At 41.9% G+C, this 16,271-nt stretch carries 18 protein-coding genes and 1 pseudogene; 16 read left to right on the forward strand and 3 right to left on the reverse strand.

Translation table 11 applies throughout. The features are described from left to right. The first annotated feature begins 92 nt into the window (after window positions 1-92). The 15 genes and pseudogenes from BW928_RS02830 (at window position 93) to BW928_RS02885 (ending at window position 12,768) form a co-directional block, all read left to right on the forward strand. Window positions 93-317, forward strand: coding sequence for an HP1242/YdcH family protein (locus BW928_RS02830; protein ID WP_076554737.1), 225 nt, complete (start codon window positions 93-95; stop codon window positions 315-317). Between the two features lie 267 nt (window positions 318-584). Continuing rightward, window positions 585-737 (forward strand): hypothetical protein, encoded by a 153-nt coding sequence (locus BW928_RS11600; protein WP_158078448.1) that lies wholly within the window; start codon window positions 585-587, stop codon window positions 735-737. Window positions 738-792: 55 nt separating this feature from the next. Then, a pseudogene (locus BW928_RS12210) lies at window positions 793-900 on the forward strand (hypothetical protein); the annotation flags it as partial. An 86-nt stretch (window positions 901-986) separates the two neighbouring features. Beyond that, on the forward strand, window positions 987-1,877 hold the full coding sequence (locus tag BW928_RS02835; protein WP_076554738.1) for a 2OG-Fe dioxygenase family protein: 891 nt from the start codon (window positions 987-989) through the stop codon (window positions 1,875-1,877). Window positions 1,878-1,933: 56 nt separating this feature from the next. Then, window positions 1,934-2,797, forward strand: a complete 864-nt coding sequence (locus tag BW928_RS02840) for a DMT family transporter (protein WP_076554856.1) — start codon at window positions 1,934-1,936, stop codon at window positions 2,795-2,797. Between the two features lie 82 nt (window positions 2,798-2,879). Then, window positions 2,880-3,758: a methylisocitrate lyase gene (gene prpB / locus BW928_RS02845; protein WP_076554739.1), complete on the forward strand. Its 879-nt coding sequence runs from the start codon at window positions 2,880-2,882 to the stop codon at window positions 3,756-3,758. Between the two features lie 27 nt (window positions 3,759-3,785). Continuing rightward, window positions 3,786-4,559 carry a sulfite exporter TauE/SafE family protein gene (locus BW928_RS02850; protein ID WP_076554740.1) on the forward strand — a complete coding sequence of 258 codons (774 nt, stop codon included), beginning with the start codon at window positions 3,786-3,788 and terminating at the stop codon, window positions 4,557-4,559. Between the two features lie 55 nt (window positions 4,560-4,614). Then, on the forward strand, window positions 4,615-5,769 hold the full coding sequence (gene prpC / locus BW928_RS02855; RefSeq protein ID WP_076554741.1) for a bifunctional 2-methylcitrate synthase/citrate synthase: 1,155 nt from the start codon (window positions 4,615-4,617) through the stop codon (window positions 5,767-5,769). 74 nt (window positions 5,770-5,843) lie between these two features. Continuing rightward, window positions 5,844-6,251, forward strand: coding sequence for a surface-adhesin E family protein (locus tag BW928_RS02860; RefSeq protein ID WP_076554742.1), 408 nt, complete (start codon window positions 5,844-5,846; stop codon window positions 6,249-6,251). Between the two features lie 149 nt (window positions 6,252-6,400). Further along, window positions 6,401-8,977 carry a Fe/S-dependent 2-methylisocitrate dehydratase AcnD gene (gene acnD / locus BW928_RS02865; protein WP_076554743.1) on the forward strand — a complete coding sequence of 859 codons (2,577 nt, stop codon included), beginning with the start codon at window positions 6,401-6,403 and terminating at the stop codon, window positions 8,975-8,977. 151 nt (window positions 8,978-9,128) lie between these two features. Beyond that, complete coding sequence (locus BW928_RS02870; RefSeq protein WP_076554744.1) at window positions 9,129-10,112, forward strand: hypothetical protein; 984 nt, start codon at window positions 9,129-9,131, stop codon at window positions 10,110-10,112. Then, window positions 10,105-10,986, forward strand: coding sequence for a DNA-methyltransferase (locus BW928_RS02875; protein WP_076554745.1), 882 nt, complete (start codon window positions 10,105-10,107; stop codon window positions 10,984-10,986). The genes BW928_RS02870 and BW928_RS02875 overlap by 8 nt, the downstream gene beginning before the upstream one ends. A gap of 22 nt (window positions 10,987-11,008) precedes the next feature. Then, window positions 11,009-12,181, forward strand: coding sequence for a 2-methylaconitate cis-trans isomerase PrpF (gene prpF, locus BW928_RS02880; RefSeq protein WP_076554746.1), 1,173 nt, complete (start codon window positions 11,009-11,011; stop codon window positions 12,179-12,181). A gap of 98 nt (window positions 12,182-12,279) precedes the next feature. Further along, the gene (locus BW928_RS11605) at window positions 12,280-12,417 is read left to right on the forward strand and encodes a hypothetical protein (protein ID WP_158078449.1); all 138 of its coding nucleotides are present in this window, start codon (window positions 12,280-12,282) and stop codon (window positions 12,415-12,417) included. A gap of 9 nt (window positions 12,418-12,426) precedes the next feature. Next, window positions 12,427-12,768 carry a hypothetical protein gene (locus tag BW928_RS02885; RefSeq protein WP_076554747.1) on the forward strand — a complete coding sequence of 114 codons (342 nt, stop codon included), beginning with the start codon at window positions 12,427-12,429 and terminating at the stop codon, window positions 12,766-12,768. 145 nt (window positions 12,769-12,913) lie between these two features. Here the strand turns inward: BW928_RS02885 and ahpC are convergent, their stop codons facing one another. After that, window positions 12,914-13,480: an alkyl hydroperoxide reductase subunit C gene (gene ahpC, locus BW928_RS02890; RefSeq protein ID WP_076554748.1), complete on the reverse strand. Its 567-nt coding sequence runs from the start codon at window positions 13,478-13,480 to the stop codon at window positions 12,914-12,916. A gap of 237 nt (window positions 13,481-13,717) precedes the next feature. On the opposite strand from ahpC, the gene BW928_RS02895 reads away from it, so the two are divergent. Beyond that, the gene (locus tag BW928_RS02895) at window positions 13,718-14,650 is read left to right on the forward strand and encodes a hydrogen peroxide-inducible genes activator (protein ID WP_076554749.1); all 933 of its coding nucleotides are present in this window, start codon (window positions 13,718-13,720) and stop codon (window positions 14,648-14,650) included. Between the two features lie 16 nt (window positions 14,651-14,666). Here the strand turns inward: BW928_RS02895 and BW928_RS02900 are convergent, their stop codons facing one another. Further along, entirely contained in the window at window positions 14,667-15,377 is a 711-nt protein-coding gene (locus BW928_RS02900) for a M48 family metallopeptidase (RefSeq protein ID WP_078310294.1), read from the reverse strand. Further along, window positions 15,341-16,255, reverse strand: coding sequence for a D-alanine--D-alanine ligase (locus BW928_RS02905; protein WP_076554750.1), 915 nt, complete (start codon window positions 16,253-16,255; stop codon window positions 15,341-15,343). Before BW928_RS02905 ends, BW928_RS02900 begins: the two co-directional genes overlap by 37 nt. Window positions 16,256-16,271 lie beyond the last annotated feature (16 nt).

Raw genomic sequence — 16,271 nt, forward strand, 5'->3', positions numbered from 1 at the left:
CAATCATGGTTTGGCTTGATAATTGGCGACATTCTTGCTAATATAAGCACATAAACCATGCTGATTTTTCAGCCCAACCCAAGGAGAACCTCATGCTACCAGAATACAGAGAATTGATGAGTAAGCTAAAAGCCGAAGGCGATTTGCACTTTTTAAAACTGTTTGACGAGCATAATGAATTAGACACACAAATCGACAATCTAGAAAAAGACCCAGTTGCCTCTGTCAGTCGCAAAGCCGAAATTGACGAAATGAAGCACAAAAAACTTCACCTAAAAGACGAGCTGCGTGCCTATCTAGAAAGCCTAGAAAAATAAACCAGTTTATAAAAAAGCCAACATCTCTGCGTGTTGGCTTTTTTGTGGGCATTTATAAATGCAATATAGCCAAAATCACACCAAGATCCAAACACCGACCATGCAGTAAATTGTTTACAATGTTCGAAAAATAAGCAAAAATATCTTTTATTTTGCCTGTTTTTATGATAAATTGACAACAATGAATAAATATTGAGCAATTTTATACCCAGAAGGCACGATATTTATAAGCCAGTTTTTAAAATTCTTAATTATTAAAAGATGCTGATGCTTATTATCATTGCCATTGGTTTTTTGTTTGTTGGCATTTATTTACGCAACAAACTAAGCATTAGCACCTTTAAGGCACTGACTTATGGCGTGTTGCTATTGCTTGCCTTTAAAATCGGTCATGTTGGCATACAAGGATTATTCAGCTAACCCAACTGCTAAAATTGCAAAATTTTAGCCAACTTTGTCAAACAAGGAGTAGATTATGACAAATCAAGACAATCAAACCACCTTCAAAGCAAAAAAGAGCGTCGCCCTGTCAGGCGTGCCAGCTGGCAATACTGCTCTTTGTACGGTCGGTCGCAGTGGTAATGTTGTTACATGAAACCAGATACCTATTCATATTACAAAGACATTTAATCAATATCTTCACATAAAACAGTTTTTTGAGTTGATATTATGAATAACATCAAATTATTTCTAGGCGATATCAAACAAACCTATACCAAAAACAGATTTGTTTTTATAAATGGCAATGACATGGAATGTATTTTGCGATTTTTCGGTGCAACCAAAGATGATTTAGATTCCATAAAGATTGTTAGCAATTCTTTGGCAGATGATCCGACGCTACCTTTTAGAAAATCAAAAAATGGTAGATTTGAGATAAATTTTCAAGAAGATCAAGTTCACCGTTTAAAATTCCAGCCCTTTATTCTCTCCAAAGAGGAAGATTTTGTTCGCTATGACTCAGGAATGGTTAGAAAATTTCGTGGTATTGGAGATGACCTGCAACTAAATACCGCTTTTCAGGCTTTATTAAAGTTCAAATCCTTTATGATACAAGATGTATTGGTCAGGAAAAGACCAAATTTAGACTATTCAGCAAATCGCTACGTTTCCACTGTTTTTAATTTAAGAACAATCACAACGCCCAAATTATTAGGAGAGCCAGCCTTGGAAGGGGTGCATTCTGATGGTGTAGACCATACAATGACAGTATTACTTGATGCAAAAAACTTAACGCAAGATAGTGCGATAACTTTCGTGCACGACATCAGAGAACAAAATGGCTTACGCTATGATGAATGCAACCCAGATTATGTACTTAGCCAAGTTCGTCATACACACTTTTTGGATACATTATTGATTATAGACCACGAAAGAAAACATAGCCTATCGCCTGTTTTTCTAGAAAACGAAAATCATATTGCCACTAGAGATATGCTTATCTTTTTTACACGGAAGTCGACTTTATCAATGCACATATCCAACACTTATGATTCTTTTGATAAGCATCAAGAATTACCAATATCTTTTTTTCTACAAAATGAATTGGAGAAAAATTAATCATTGTAACAACAATGGGAAAATATTCCATTATTGTTTTTCATTGGTATAAAATCATGTCTAGCAAAAATTTATTTTTGACATCTGGTATCTTTGTATTTATCTGGTCATCTGGATTTATTGTGGGCAGATTGATTGTTGGTAGCGTATCGCCTAATATTTTTTTAGGCATTAGATTTTTTTGCACAGCCATTCTCTTTGCTTTTATAGCACATATGTTAAAAAAAACTTACCCAAAATATACAGAAATTCCAAAGCATATCATCATTGGCATTTTGTGTAATGGCATCTATTTAGGAGGAAGTTATTGGGCAATCAATAATGGCATGCCAGCAGGAATAATGGCTTTGCTTGGTGGTCTTCAGCCCTTATTCACCCTTATTTTTGCAAGTTTGTTCTTTGCAGAACCTTTTAGAATCAATTATACTTTTTGTATTATTCTTGGATTATTGGGCATTTATTTATCATTGCCTTTATCAATCAATAATAATTACAATTTTTTGGTTATTTTGATTTCTATACTCTCAATAATATCAATCACTCTTGGTTTATTGTTTCAAAAACACTACACTCAATCATCTGAACTCATACCATCACTGGTCATTCAAAATATATCAGGAGCTTTTATATCTTTATTGTTGGTAATATTTTTGCAAGAGAAAACTGTTATTTTAGGTTTTAACTTTTGGTTTTCATTATTTTGGGCTGTCATTGTTTTGTCAGGCTTAGGCATCTATCTTTTAATGAAATTAGCCCAAAATAATAATGCCGTAAAGGTAACTTCCTTAATGCTGCTATGCCCACCCTTGGCAGCCATACAAGCAAACTTGTTATTTAAAGAGCAATTGTCTTTGCTACAAATCTGTGGGTTTTTCCTTGCACTACTCGGAGTTGCCTTATGCCAAAAAGTCAAAACCTGATGTAAAAATTTACCATGTTGCACTTTGGGTAATTTTTTAATTTAACCATTTTTCACAACCAAACCAATCAACAGGAGTGCTTATGAATGCAGGATTAAAATTTCGCCAAGCCATCGCTGCCGAAAAACCCCTACAAGTGGTCGGCACCATCAATGCCAACCATGCCTTACTTGCCAAGCGAGCAGGCTTCAAGGCGATTTATTTGTCGGGTGGTGGCGTGGCGGCAGGCTCACTTGGACTGCCTGATTTGGGCATCAGCACGCTTGATGATGTGCTGACCGATGTACGGCGGATTACCGATGTCTGTGATTTGCCACTGCTTGTTGATGCCGATACAGGCTTTGGTTCATCGGCGTTTAACATCGCTCGCACCACCAAATCATTGAGCAAATTTGGGGCAGCTGCCATGCATATTGAGGATCAAATTGGTGCCAAACGCTGCGGTCATCGTCCCAACAAAGCCATCGTTTCCACCGCCGAAATGATTGACAGGATCAAAGCTGCCGTTGATGCCAGAGACAGTGATGACTTTGTGGTGATGGCTCGCACTGACGCATTGGCATCAGAAGGGTTGCAGGCGGCGATTGATCGTGCTTGTGCTTATGTTGAGGCTGGGGCAGATATGCTGTTTCCTGAGGCGATTACCGAACTTAATATGTATCGTGAATTTGCCGAAGCCACAGGCGTGCCAATTTTGGCAAATATCACCGAATTTGGGGCAACGCCTTTGTTTGACACCACCGAGCTTGCCTCTGCCGAAGTTAGCATTGCCCTGTATCCACTGTCGGCATTTCGTGCGATGAACAAAGCCGCCGAAAATGTATACCACGCCATTCGTACGGACGGCACACAAAAAAATGTCGTGGATATAATGCAAACTCGTGCCGAGCTGTATGAACGCATTAATTATCATCAATTTGAAGATTATTTGGATAAAACATTTAATAAATCCAAAACCTAGCCAAGCAGCAGTCAATAAGGAAAATCCATGCAAGAATTGCTACAGTCCATTGCCTTTGCCATCGCTGCCATCTTGCACGGCATTACTGGTATGGGCTTTCCCATGATTGGCACAACGGCACTGGCTTTTGTGATGCCGTTATCACAGGCGGTGGCAATGGTTGCCCTGCCCAGCCTTGTGATGAGCCTGTTTGTCATTATCGCCAACCGCAATCGATGGATAGCAAGTGAGATTTGGCATTATTGTTATACTTATCGTGTACTTGCCATCACAAGCATCATTGGCAGTATCATCGGCGTGGGGCTACTGATATCGCTGCCCAGCACGCTTTTGTATCTGATAATGGCGGCGGTTACGCTGTATTATGCCGCACAAGGCTTATTAAGCCTACAAGGCAAACTGCCCGAATTGCGTGTGCCGACAACAACGCTTAGCATGGCAATTTTTGGCTTGATGGCAGGCGTGGTTGGTGGGGCAACCAATGCCATGTCGCCAATTTTATTAATGTTTTTATTAAGTTATAGTAAAGATAAAAATGAAATCGCCAAAGCCAGCAATTTATGCTATCTGCTTGGCAAATTGGTACAGCTTATTTTGCTAAAAAATCAATTCATCGCCTTTGACCGTCAAGACTGGTTGATGATGCTGATGCTTATTATCATTGCCATTGGTTTTTTGTTTGTTGGCATTTATTTACGCAACAAACTAAGCATTAGCACCTTTAAGGCACTGACTTATGGCGTGTTGCTATTGCTTGCCTTTAAAATCGGTCATGTTGGCATACAAGGATTATTCAGCTAACCCAACTGCTAAAATTGCAAAATTTTAGCCAACTTTGTCAAACAAGGAGTAGATTATGACAAATCAAGACAATCAAACCACCTTCAAAGCAAAAAAGAGCGTCGCCCTGTCAGGCGTGCCAGCTGGCAATACTGCTCTTTGTACGGTCGGTCGCAGTGGTAATGATTTATCGTATCGCGGTTATGATATTTTGGATTTGGCGGATAAGTGCGAATTTGAGGAAGTGGCACATTTGCTCATTCATGGGCATTTGCCAGACTTTTTTGAATTAAAAGCCTACAAACAAAAGCTCAAGAGCTATCGCACCTTGCCCATGCGTGTCCGCCATGTATTAGAAAATCTGCCTGCTCACACGCACCCCATGGATGTGATGCGTACAGGTGTCTCGGCATTGGGCTGTACTTTGCCTGAGCGTGAAAGCCAACCAGCTTCGGAAGCTCGCGATATTGCCGATCGCTTACTTGCCTGCTTGGGTTCTATTTTGCTGTATTGGTATCAATACACTCAGCATGGCAAAGTGATTGATTTAGAAAATGACGAAGACAGCATCGGCGGACATTTTTTGCACCTATTATACGGCAAAGCCCCCACCAAAGAGCAAGTGCGTGCCATGCACATCTCGCTAATTTTGTATGCTGAACATGAATTTAATGCCTCTACCTTTACTGCTCGCGTCATCGCAGGCACAGGCTCGGATATTTATTCGTGCATTGCTGGAGCGATTGGTGCCTTAAAAGGTCCAAAGCATGGCGGTGCCAACGAAGTGGCTTATGATATCCAAAAACGCTATCGCAGTGCCGATGAAGCCGAAGCGGATATCCGTGAGCGTATCGCACGCAAGGAAATCATCATCGGCTTTGGTCATCCTGTTTATACCATTAGCGACCCACGCAATGCAATTATCAAAGAAGTGGCTCGCAAGCTGTCGCAAGAAAGTGGCGATATGTTGTTGTTTGATGTTGCCGAACGCCTAGAGACCCTCATGTGGCATGAGAAAAAAATGTTCCCAAACCTTGACTGGTTCTCTGCCGTTTCCTACCAAAAACTTGGCGTACCAACAGCAATGTTTACGCCGCTGTTTGTCATCGCTCGCACCACAGGTTGGTCGGCTCATATTTTGGAACAACGAGCGGACGGCAAAATTATCCGCCCAAGTGCCAATTACACAGGCCCTGAAAATTTGCCATTTGTGCCGATGGATGAGCGGTAATTAACATAACACAAGGCATATTTTTAATTGGGAAAATGTGCCTTGTTTTTAAGATTTTTTAATGAGGTATTTTTATGAAATTTCACAAAAAAATTGTCTTAATTTTATTCTTATTCCCTAATTTTGCCTTTTCTCAAAATTGGATGCAATTACCAGCGGAATATCCAGATGAAAAAGCAATTTATATTGATACAGACAATATTAAAAAGAGCAATCCAAATCAAGTAATTTATAATTTAAAAAGGGATTACAATAGCCCACAACAATTTGATGAACATCAGCAATACCATTCTCAAATTTTAACCATTAAAGTTAATTGCAAAACTAAAAAAATTGCCCCTTTACAAGTAAAATTCTACGATAAAAACAATTTGGTTATTTACCAACATCAAACCAAAAAAGCAGTATGGCAAGACATTGGCAAAGAACCCGCCATCAATGCACACTTTAATTTTGTTTGCAATTATGGCAAATCGTCGTAGGTTGAGTTAGCAATAGCGTAACCCAACATTTTAAATACGATATTAAATTTGTTGGGTTTCGCAGGCTCAACCTAACCTACGCCCCATTTTTCAATAAACCCATATTCACAACCCAAAATTTTTCACAGCCAAAGAAAGGAAACTTAGCAATGAAACACTATCAAAAACCCCTGCCAAGCACCAATCTGCATTATTTTGATGCAGAGCAGGCGATTAATGACATTCGCCCCAATGCCTATGAACGCTTGCCCTACACCACCAAAGTGCTTGCCGAGCAGTTAGTGCGAAACTGCCACGATGACCCACAATTGGGCGACTATTTGACACAACTCATTGATAACAAAAAAGAACTGGACTTTCCTTGGTACCCTGTCCGTGTGGTGTGCCATGATATTTTGGGTCAGACAGCATTGGTGGATTTGGCAGGACTGCGTGATGCGATTGCCAAGCAAGGCGGCGATCCCAGCCTTGTCAATCCTGTCGTACCGACACAGCTGATTGTCGATCATTCTTTGGCGGTGGAGCATGGCGGCGATGATTCTGATGCCTTTGCCAAAAACCGTGCCATCGAAGATCGCCGAAACGATGATCGTTTTGACTTTATTAACTGGACAAAAACCGCCTTTAAAAATGTCGAAGTCATCACAGCAGGCAACGGCATTATGCATCAAATCAATCTAGAAAAAATGTCGCCTGTGGTGCAGGTGCGTGATGGCGTGGCATTCCCTGATACCTGTGTTGGCACGGACAGCCACACGCCACACACTGATGCACTCGGTGTAATTTCGGTGGGTGTAGGCGGACTTGAAGCCGAATGTGTCATGCTGGGAATGCCATCAATGATGCGTACACCTGACATCGTGGGTGTGCATTTGACAGGTAAGCGACAGGCGGGCATTAGTGCGACCGATATTGTGCTGGCTTTGACCGAATTTTTACGCAATGAGCGAGTGGTCGGGGCATATTTGGAATTTTTTGGCGAAGGAGCAAATTCACTGTCGGTAGGCGACAGAGCAACCATTGCCAATATGACCCCTGAATATGGGGCAAGTGCAGGGCTGTTTTATATTGACCAAAACACACTGGATTATTTGACCTTAACAGGGCGAGAGCCAAGCCAAGTTAAATTGGTGGAAACTTATGCCAAAACCATTGGACTATGGGCGGATAAAATGACAAATGCCCATTATCCACGCGTTTTAGAATTTGACTTATCAAAGGTAACTCGCAACATCGCAGGCCCGAGCAATCCGCACGCACGAGTGGCAACGAGCGAACTTAAATCCAAGGGCATTGCAGGCATTGTAGAAAATCGCACAGACGGCTTGATGCCTGACGGAGCGGTGATTATCGCAGCGATAACCAGCTGTACCAATACCTCAAACCCAAGAAATACCGTAGCCGCTGGTCTTTTGGCAAAAAAGGCAAACGCACTTGGCTTGACTCGCAAACCATGGGTCAAATCGTCCTTTGCCCCAGGTTCTAAGGTTGCCCAATTATATTTAGCAGAGGCAGGACTGCTACATGAGCTGGAGAAATTGGGCTTTGGCATCGTTGGTTTTGCCTGCACCACTTGTAATGGCATGAGCGGTGCTTTACGACCAGAAATTGAACAAGAAATCATCAGTCGTGATTTATACACCACTGCCGTACTATCTGGCAATCGCAACTTTGACGGACGCATCCACCCCCATGCCAAGCAAGCATTTTTGGCAAGTCCGCCGCTGGTTGTGGCGTATGCCATCGCTGGGACGATTCGTTTTGACATTGAAAATGATCCGCTTGGCCATCATGATGGCAAGCCGATTTATCTAAAAGACATTTACCCCTCTGATGATGAAATTGATGAGATTGTCGCAAAATGCGTCAAGCCTTCCCAATTTCGTGAAATTTATATTCCAATGTTTGATTTGGACAAATCACAAACTGCCAAAAGCCCACTGTATGATTGGCGTGAAAAGTCCACTTATATCCGCCGTCCACCTTATTGGGAAGGAGCGTTGGCAAAGCCCTGTGAGCTTAAAAATTTACGACCACTTGCCATTTTGCCTGATAATATCACAACCGATCATTTATCGCCATCGAATGCAATTTTGGCAAACTCGGCGGCAGGTGAATATCTGCTCTCAATGGGCGTGCCTGAAGCGGATTTTAACAGCTATGCCACCCATCGAGGCGACCATTTGACCGCTCAACGAGCCACGCTTGCCAATCCCAAATTGTTTAATGAAATGGTATTAAATGATGATGGTTCGGTAAAACAAGGCTCGCTGGCTCGCATCGAGCCTGATGGGACAGTCGTACGAATGTGGGAAGCGATTGAGACTTATATGCAGCGTGGTCAGCCGTTAATCATCATTGCAGGGGCGGATTATGGACAAGGGTCAAGCCGAGACTGGGCAGCAAAAGGCGTGCGACTTGCTGGCGTGGAGGTGATTATTGCAGAAGGGTTTGAGCGTATTCACCGCACCAATCTTGTGGGCATGGGCGTGTTGCCACTGCAATTTATGAACGGTGAAAATCGTAAAACGCTGAATTTGGACGGTACAGAAATTTATTCGGTACAGGGGGAAATCTCGGCTCGCTGTACTTTGGATTTAATTATTGAACGCAAAAATGGCAATGTCCAAACCGTGCCTGTCTTATGTCGCCTAGACAGTGATAGTGATGTTAAGACCTATAAGGCAGGAGGCGTGTTAAGGGAGTTTGCAGGGAGGTTTTTTTAGGTGGGGGGGGTAGTTTCACCAAAACACACCAACATCACATTGGTGTGTTTTGTCAAGTAGTCAAATTACCAGAAGATCTGTGATGATATAATGACAATACTCTAGCTTATCTGTTATAATTCGAGAATTTTATTTGAATTTTAGGTGTGATATGCAAGACTATTTATTTTTGTATGATGTTGATTTTAATCATATTAGATTATTGGATTTAACCAAATTGGCGGATCAAGCTGAACCTTTTTATCAATGGGTAGAGAAAAAATTTCAAATCAATGCTCATAATGGTGGAAGTTTGGATTTTATCATCAAAAACTCGACTCAGCCTCAAATTGAGAAAGCCATTTTAAGTTGCTACCTTGATGACAATACTACTCAATTACCAAAATTATTTGATGGAGGTGGTATTCCATACAAACACAAAGATGCTTGTTATTTCTTCTTTGCTTGGCTTGCTAGAGATGCTGCTACACAGAGACTATCACCTTTAATTAGTAGTGCCTTTAAAAATACTAAAAATACAAATAATGGTTTAACCCGCATTGAGTTGGAAGCAGAAATCTTATCAAAAATTCTATTCGTTTATAGAGAAAATATAAAGTTTTTTGAATGGTCTGTTTTTAGAGAAGTTACTCTCAATAGATTAGAGGGCTCTCGAAGAGCCAAAAAAGGAAGTGCTATTGAAAATTTTATCAGAACAGCCTTGATTGAATCTTTTTCTTATTATTTTAAGACTAGAGGTAATTACGGTAAATACAAGGACTTTAAAATAATGGATAAGCCACTCAAGATTAAAAATAGAACTTATGATGTGGTTGCCATATTAAAAGATTTTAATAACAAGGAAGATATGGTTATTATTCCAGTTAAAACAAGAGAAACTCAAGGGGGCGGACATTCTCACCTATTTAGTAGAGATATTGAACAAGCAAATCAAGATATAAGGGAATATTATCCAAATGCTCATATTATTTCTGTTATTATAGCCCAGAATTGGTCTCAAACTGAAATTGACACTCATTCCAATAATTATGGGAATGTTTTTCATTTTAATACAAACCCAAATATGTTTAATGGATTTGATTATAAAAATCAAAGTAAATTAAACAAGGTGTTGGAGGAAATTTTGAATGGCTGAATACAGTGTAATTGTAGGAGATATTTTATCAAATGTAGATAAAATTAATGAAAATAGTATACAAGTTATTGTTACAAGCCCACCTTATTTTAAACTAAGAAAATATACCAACAATGAAAAATGTGAGATTGGTCAAGAGCAAAATATTGAATGCTATATTGAAAGATTGGTTTTAGTTTTTAATAAATTAAGAGATAAATTAAGAGATGATGGGGTTCTTTTTTTAAATCTAGGTGATACATATATCAACAATTCACTGATGGGGATTCCTTGGCGTGTTGCTTTAGCGTTAATAAATGATGGCTGGATTTTAAGGTCTGACATTATTTGGCATAAACCAAATGCAATGCCTTCTTCTGTTAAAAATAGACCTACAACAGATCACGAGTATGTTTTTATGTTTGTAAAAAATAAAAACTACAGTTATTATCAAGATGAAATCAGAGAACCTCATATTACCTTTAGTGAAAACTCTAAAATGAAAGGAGGGAGGAATCATTTCGGTAAAAGAAACGGTACGCCAGAGTTGGGGAAAAATGCAGGAAATAGCAATTTACATAATGGTAGATGGGATCAAGCTTTTCATCCTTTAGGTAGAAATAAGAGAACTGTTTGGAGTATCTCACTTGGAAAATATCGTGGAAATCATTTTGCTGTATTTCCAGAAAAATTAGTAGAAACCTGTATTAAAGCAGCAAGTCAAGTAGGCGACTTGGTATGTGATCCTTTTTTAGGCTCTGGCACATCTGGTGTTGTAGCGCTTAAATTGTCTCGTAATTTCATTGGTGTAGAGTTGGTGCCTGAGTATGCAGGTATCGCTATGGAGAGAATGGAGAAAATAGGTAGAGATAGCTCTCAAAATACATTATTTTAAAAATCAACAAGGAGCAACCCCAATGCAAATCCCCATCAAAGCCACTTATATGCGTGGCGGTACATCAAAAGGTGTGTTTTTTAAATTATCCGACCTGCCTATACCCTGCCAAGTGGCAGGTTCTGCTCGTGATAACTTTTTATTGCGTGTAGTGGGCAGTCCGGACCCTTACGGCAAGCAAATTGACGGACTGGGAGGCGGTTCATCAAGCACTTCCAAAGTTGCCATCATCTCACCTTGTACAGATGGCACGCATGATGTCAATTATCTGTTTGGGCAGGTGGCGATTGACAAGGCGATGATTGATTGGTCGGGCAACTGTGGCAATCTTACCGCAGCAGTGGGCAGTTTTGCGATTTTTAATGGTCTGATTAATAAAGACAAAATCCCCCAAAATGGCATTTGCACGGTCAAAATTTGGCAGCAAAATATTGGCAAAACCATCATCGCCCATGTACCGATGGTTGATGGTCAAGTGCAAGAAACAGGTGATTTTGAGCTTGATGGCGTAACATTTCCTGCCTCAGAAATTAAAATTGAATTTATTGACCCTGTGGACGATACAGGCGAAATGTTCCCAACGGGTAATTTAAAGGACAAATTAAGCGTGCCTGATGTGGGCGACTTTAGCGTTACGATGATCAACGCAGGCATTCCCACGATATTTTTACACGCTCATGAGCTTGGTTTTACAGGTACAGAAAGCCAAAAGGACATCAATGACAATGGTGAAATTTTGGCAAAACTTGAAAAAATCCGTAGCTTTGGTGCTGTCAAAATGGGGCTGATTGCCGATATTGCCGAGGCCAAAGCTCGCCAGCATACCCCAAAAATCGCTTGGGTTGCCAGCCCAACCGACTATATCGCCTCAAGTGGCAAGACAATCAAGACAAGCAAGATTGATTTGCTCGTTCGTGCCATGAGCATGGGGCAGCTACATCATGCGATGATGGGGACAGCATCAGTTGCCATTGCTACAGCAGCGACGATTGTCGGAACGGTGGTGAATGAAGCAGCAGGCGGTCAGGCACTGACAGAGGTTTGTTTTGGTCATCCATCAGGGACGCTGTTGGTGGGCGGTCAGTCCAAATTGGTTGATGGCAAATGGCTGGTTCATAAGGTAACAATGAGCCGCTCCGCTCGCCGTCTGATGACAGGTGAGGTGTGGGTGCCGCAGTTGGCACAACAAACATAACCGATGGTGTTACGCCATCAACATTGTACAATCAGGATTTCGGTTAAAGTTGGTAGGCTAATATGAGCACTATCGCACTTGCTCTTTTGGTTACCTGATTGGCAGGCTGTGTCAGTACACCGCCATCAGTCTTAACCCCTGCTTATATTGCCAAAAACGACACCCCTTTGGCGGACGAACAAGCAACCAAACTACTGCCATATGATGCCAATCCTTATCACATGGGCAGTCGATAGCTGTGGTATATGGTGCATTTTTGGGGCGAGGGTTGTATTTATCTTCTGCAAAAAAATAAGAAATACACCGCCTCTTTCCCAAAACTGCCAGAAGGTGGCGTATTATGGAATGAAAAGGACAATATTCTAACACTAAAAGATGCCGATGATTTGCCACAAGTGTTTGAATCTAAGATGGGCGATACCATTAGCACCAATGGGCATTACATCGATTACAATCCCGACATTACCTTCAATCAAGGCAACAGTATCAAAAAATGCCTCGCCAAAGACGGAGTTGCCTTTGTGGATGATGAGTATGCACAATCTAAGCAAAGAGCTTGCCGAAAGCCTAACCTACGGCGACTTTGACAATTCCCAAATAACAAACAGGATATCAAGCCCCAAAGCCAATAAATATTGGCAAATGATTAGCACTTCTTAAGCTGTTTATCAAACAACATAAAAAACCAAGCCCATCAGAGCTTGGTTTTTTGGTTTAAGGAGGTAGTTTGGCTTAGATTTTACCAACCAAATCTAGGCTTGGTTTTAGCGTTTCTTGACCTTGTTCCCATGCTGCTGGGCAAACTTCGCCATCATTTTCACGCACATATTGAGCAGCTTTCACCTTGCGAACCATGTCTTTGGCAGAGCGACCAATGCCCAAGTCGTGGATTTCAGCAACTTTGATGAAGCCATCTGGATCTACCAAGAAAGTACCACGCAATGCAGCGTTGTCTTCTTCGATCATTACATTAAAGCCACGAGTGATTTTGCCAGTACCATCGCCAAGCATTGGGTATTTTACTTTGCTAATCGCTGGTGATGCGTCATGCCATGCTTTGTGAACAAAATGAGTATCTGTTGAAACTGCATACACTTCTACGCCTAGGGCTTTTAGCTCGTCATAATGAGCTGCCATGTCTTCAAGCTCGGTTGGGCAAACAAAAGTAAAGTCGTGTGGGTAGAATAGGAAAATTGCCCAGCTGCCTTTAACATCTTCAGAAGTGATGGTTTTAAATTCGCCATTAACAAAGGCTTGGGTTGAGAATTCTGGGATTTGTTGATTGATGATTGCTGCCATAATGGACACCTTTTTGTTTGTTAAAAATTAATTCTCACCAAATCAAATGCAGTATTTGCTCTGGCTTCGTTAATTATCATACCAAAAATTGTCAATTTATACAGTTAAAACTTTCAAAGATGCTGTTTTATTTTATAAAACTTCGGTACAATAGTAGTGCAATTTATCAAACATCACCACGCCAAGATGATTTGGCAATAACGACCGCTGTTATTTTACAATTTAAAAAGGAAAACTATGATTACACTGCGTCAATTGGAATTTGCTTTGGCAGTTGCCAAACATCGGCATTTTAAGCGCGCTGCCGAAGAATGCAACATCTCACAATCGGCTCTAAGCCTTGGTATTACTGAGCTTGAAAAGCAACTAGATACCCAAATTTTCGAAAGAAATAACAAACAAGTACTCATCACGCCCATCGGTGAAGAGCTGCTTGAGCGTGCCCAACGCATCAAAAGCGAGGTCAGCGATTTGATGACTCGTGCTCATAGCCACCAGACACCGCTTGCCTACCCGATGACCATTGGCATTATCCCAACGGTTGCACCTTATCTGTTGCCAAAAGTACTGCCCGTGCTAAAATCCAGCCAGCCGCATTTTGAGCTGTCTGTCATCGAAAAACAAACCGAGCGACTCATCGATCAGGTGCGTTATGGGCATATTGATACCGCCATCATCGCCCTGCCCTATCCACTGGACGGTTTGCACGCTTTTGAGTTCTGGGCGGAGAATTTTTTTGCCATCTTGCCAAATGGTGACACGCCAATTCATGCTGACAAAATCAGCAGTGATGATTTGTCCAAAACCAATTTATTACTGCTTGGCGAAGGGCATTGCTTAACCGATCATGTGCTGTCTGTCTGTGCCTTGAGCAAGAGTGAAATCCACTCAAGTTTTTCTGATGCCAGCCTAAATACACTGATTCAGATGAGCTTGGCGGGCATGGGGACAACCTTGGTGCCAAAAATGGCTTTGGATCAAATTAGTACCACCAAATCAGTACACGCCCTGCCACTGGCAGAAGCTGGTCCGCATCGGCGGTTGGCATTTATTACACGGCTCAATTATGCTCGTGTCAATGATGTACGCCTATTGAGTGAAATTTTTGGTCAGGCATTGGCACAAGGCGAACAGCAAACAGCCAGCACATCGCCCACCCATACGGCATGACAATGACATGGCGGTGCTAACCTTTTAATCTATCATGCCACAGGCGATATTCTGGCATAAAAGATGCAACGCACGCCCAAAACTCTGCACTGTGATTGGCATGATACAAATGGCACAATTCATGCACCAACACATAACTTAGGCACTCGGCAGGATAAGCAGCAAGACGGCTATTGATGGTGATTTTGGCGGTGCGTGTGTTGCAGCTTCCCCAGCGGCTTTTCATGGCTTTAATACTGACCGTGCTTGCAAATTTGCCAACTTTGGGTTGCCACTTTTGCAACAGCTCTGGCAATTTTTGGGCGACTTGTTGCCGATAAATCCAAGCAATCAGCTCATCATCAGGCATGGCTTGCAATCGCCGATAACTGCGTGTGTGCAAGTTATCCTGCTGCATGGCAAGCCAAGCTCGTGCATCAAACGGCTCGCCCCATAGACAAGTCGGCTGCCGCCCCCGTGCCAAAATCCGCTCATGACCTTGTATTGCCCAATCTATTCGCTGCTCAATGGCTTGTGCCAGCAATGCTTGCGAAATATGAATGGGCGTACTGACCACAAACTGCCCCGCTTTTATGCGAAAGTTGATATTTTTAATGCGTTTTTTATTAATAATTAACAAAATGCCATGACTTGCCAAGCGATTGCTTAGCGAAATCATGGCTGGTGCTTGTGGCGATACAGGTGCCAAAATTATGCCGTCAGTGTCTGTGCCAAGATTTGTACGCACAAATCAGCAAAGCCAACACCGCGAGCCTGAGCTGCCATTGGTACAAGGCTATGATCGGTCATGCCGGGAACTGTGTTAATCTCAAGCAAATACAGCGTGCCGTCATCACTCTTTAAAAAATCAACCCTTGCCCAGCCACGCCCACCCAGAGCATCAAAGGCTTTTTTGGCAAGCTCACCCATTTCACGCTCTTGTTCACTCGTCAAGTCAGACGGGCATTGATAAGTCGTATCATCACGCAAATATTTGGCCTCATAATCATAAAACTTGCCCGTTGGGATAATGCGAATGCTTGGTAATGCCTCGCCACCAACCAAAGCACAGGCGTACTCGCCACCTGTGATGGCTTTTTCGGCCAAAATTGCACCATGATACTGCTTAAGCGTTGGGTAAATTTTTGCCAAATCGCCTGCATTTTCAACCATGGTTACGCCAACGCTTGAGCCTTCGGCGGCAGGCTTGACAAATAGTGGCAGACCAAACTGCTGCTCCACCGCAGCAAAATCGCTGTCATCATGCAAGACAACATAAGGCACATTGGGCAAATTAAACCCCTGCCAAATCAAACGACAACGAAATTTATCCATCGCAATCGCCGATGCCAGCACGCCGCTGCCTGTGTAAGGGATATTAAACCCATCAAGCACGCCCTGCAAACCACCGTCCTCACCAAAAGTGCCATGCAATACATTAAACACACGGTCAAATTCACGCAGCTTAGAAATATCGGTTTGTTTTGGGTCAAACTGGTGTGCATCCACGCCTTTTGAGAGCAAAGCATTTAGCACGGCTTTACCACTGTTTAGCGATACTTCACGCTCTGTGCTAAAGCCACCACAAACAACGGCAACTTTACCAAATTTTGTTACATCAATCATGATATTCTCCACATAT

The organism is Moraxella cuniculi DSM 21768, assembly GCF_900156515.1.
GTDB classification, from domain to species: Bacteria; Pseudomonadota; Gammaproteobacteria; order Pseudomonadales; family Moraxellaceae; genus Moraxella; species Moraxella cuniculi.

Bases quoted from the DNA above. Each gene is read 5' to 3' on its own strand.
- BW928_RS02830 (WP_076554737.1), top strand. From the start codon at position 93: ATGCTACCAGAATACAGAGAATTGATGAGTAAGCTAAAAGCCGAAGGC.
- BW928_RS11600 (WP_158078448.1), top strand. From the start codon at position 585: ATGCTTATTATCATTGCCATTGGTTTTTTGTTTGTTGGCATTTATTTA.
- BW928_RS02835 (WP_076554738.1), top strand. From the start codon at position 987: ATGAATAACATCAAATTATTTCTAGGCGATATCAAACAAACCTATACC.
- BW928_RS02840 (WP_076554856.1), top strand. From the start codon at position 1,934: ATGTCTAGCAAAAATTTATTTTTGACATCTGGTATCTTTGTATTTATC.
- prpB (WP_076554739.1), top strand. From the start codon at position 2,880: ATGAATGCAGGATTAAAATTTCGCCAAGCCATCGCTGCCGAAAAACCC.
- BW928_RS02850 (WP_076554740.1), top strand. From the start codon at position 3,786: ATGCAAGAATTGCTACAGTCCATTGCCTTTGCCATCGCTGCCATCTTG.
- prpC (WP_076554741.1), top strand. From the start codon at position 4,615: ATGACAAATCAAGACAATCAAACCACCTTCAAAGCAAAAAAGAGCGTC.
- BW928_RS02860 (WP_076554742.1), top strand. From the start codon at position 5,844: ATGAAATTTCACAAAAAAATTGTCTTAATTTTATTCTTATTCCCTAAT.
- acnD (WP_076554743.1), top strand. From the start codon at position 6,401: ATGAAACACTATCAAAAACCCCTGCCAAGCACCAATCTGCATTATTTT.
- BW928_RS02870 (WP_076554744.1), top strand. From the start codon at position 9,129: ATGCAAGACTATTTATTTTTGTATGATGTTGATTTTAATCATATTAGA.
- BW928_RS02875 (WP_076554745.1), top strand. From the start codon at position 10,105: ATGGCTGAATACAGTGTAATTGTAGGAGATATTTTATCAAATGTAGAT.
- prpF (WP_076554746.1), top strand. From the start codon at position 11,009: ATGCAAATCCCCATCAAAGCCACTTATATGCGTGGCGGTACATCAAAA.
- BW928_RS02885 (WP_076554747.1), top strand. From the start codon at position 12,427: ATGGTGCATTTTTGGGGCGAGGGTTGTATTTATCTTCTGCAAAAAAAT.
- ahpC (WP_076554748.1), bottom strand. From the start codon at position 13,480: ATGGCAGCAATCATCAATCAACAAATCCCAGAATTCTCAACCCAAGCC.
- BW928_RS02895 (WP_076554749.1), top strand. From the start codon at position 13,718: ATGATTACACTGCGTCAATTGGAATTTGCTTTGGCAGTTGCCAAACAT.
- BW928_RS02905 (WP_076554750.1), bottom strand. From the start codon at position 16,255: ATGATTGATGTAACAAAATTTGGTAAAGTTGCCGTTGTTTGTGGTGGC.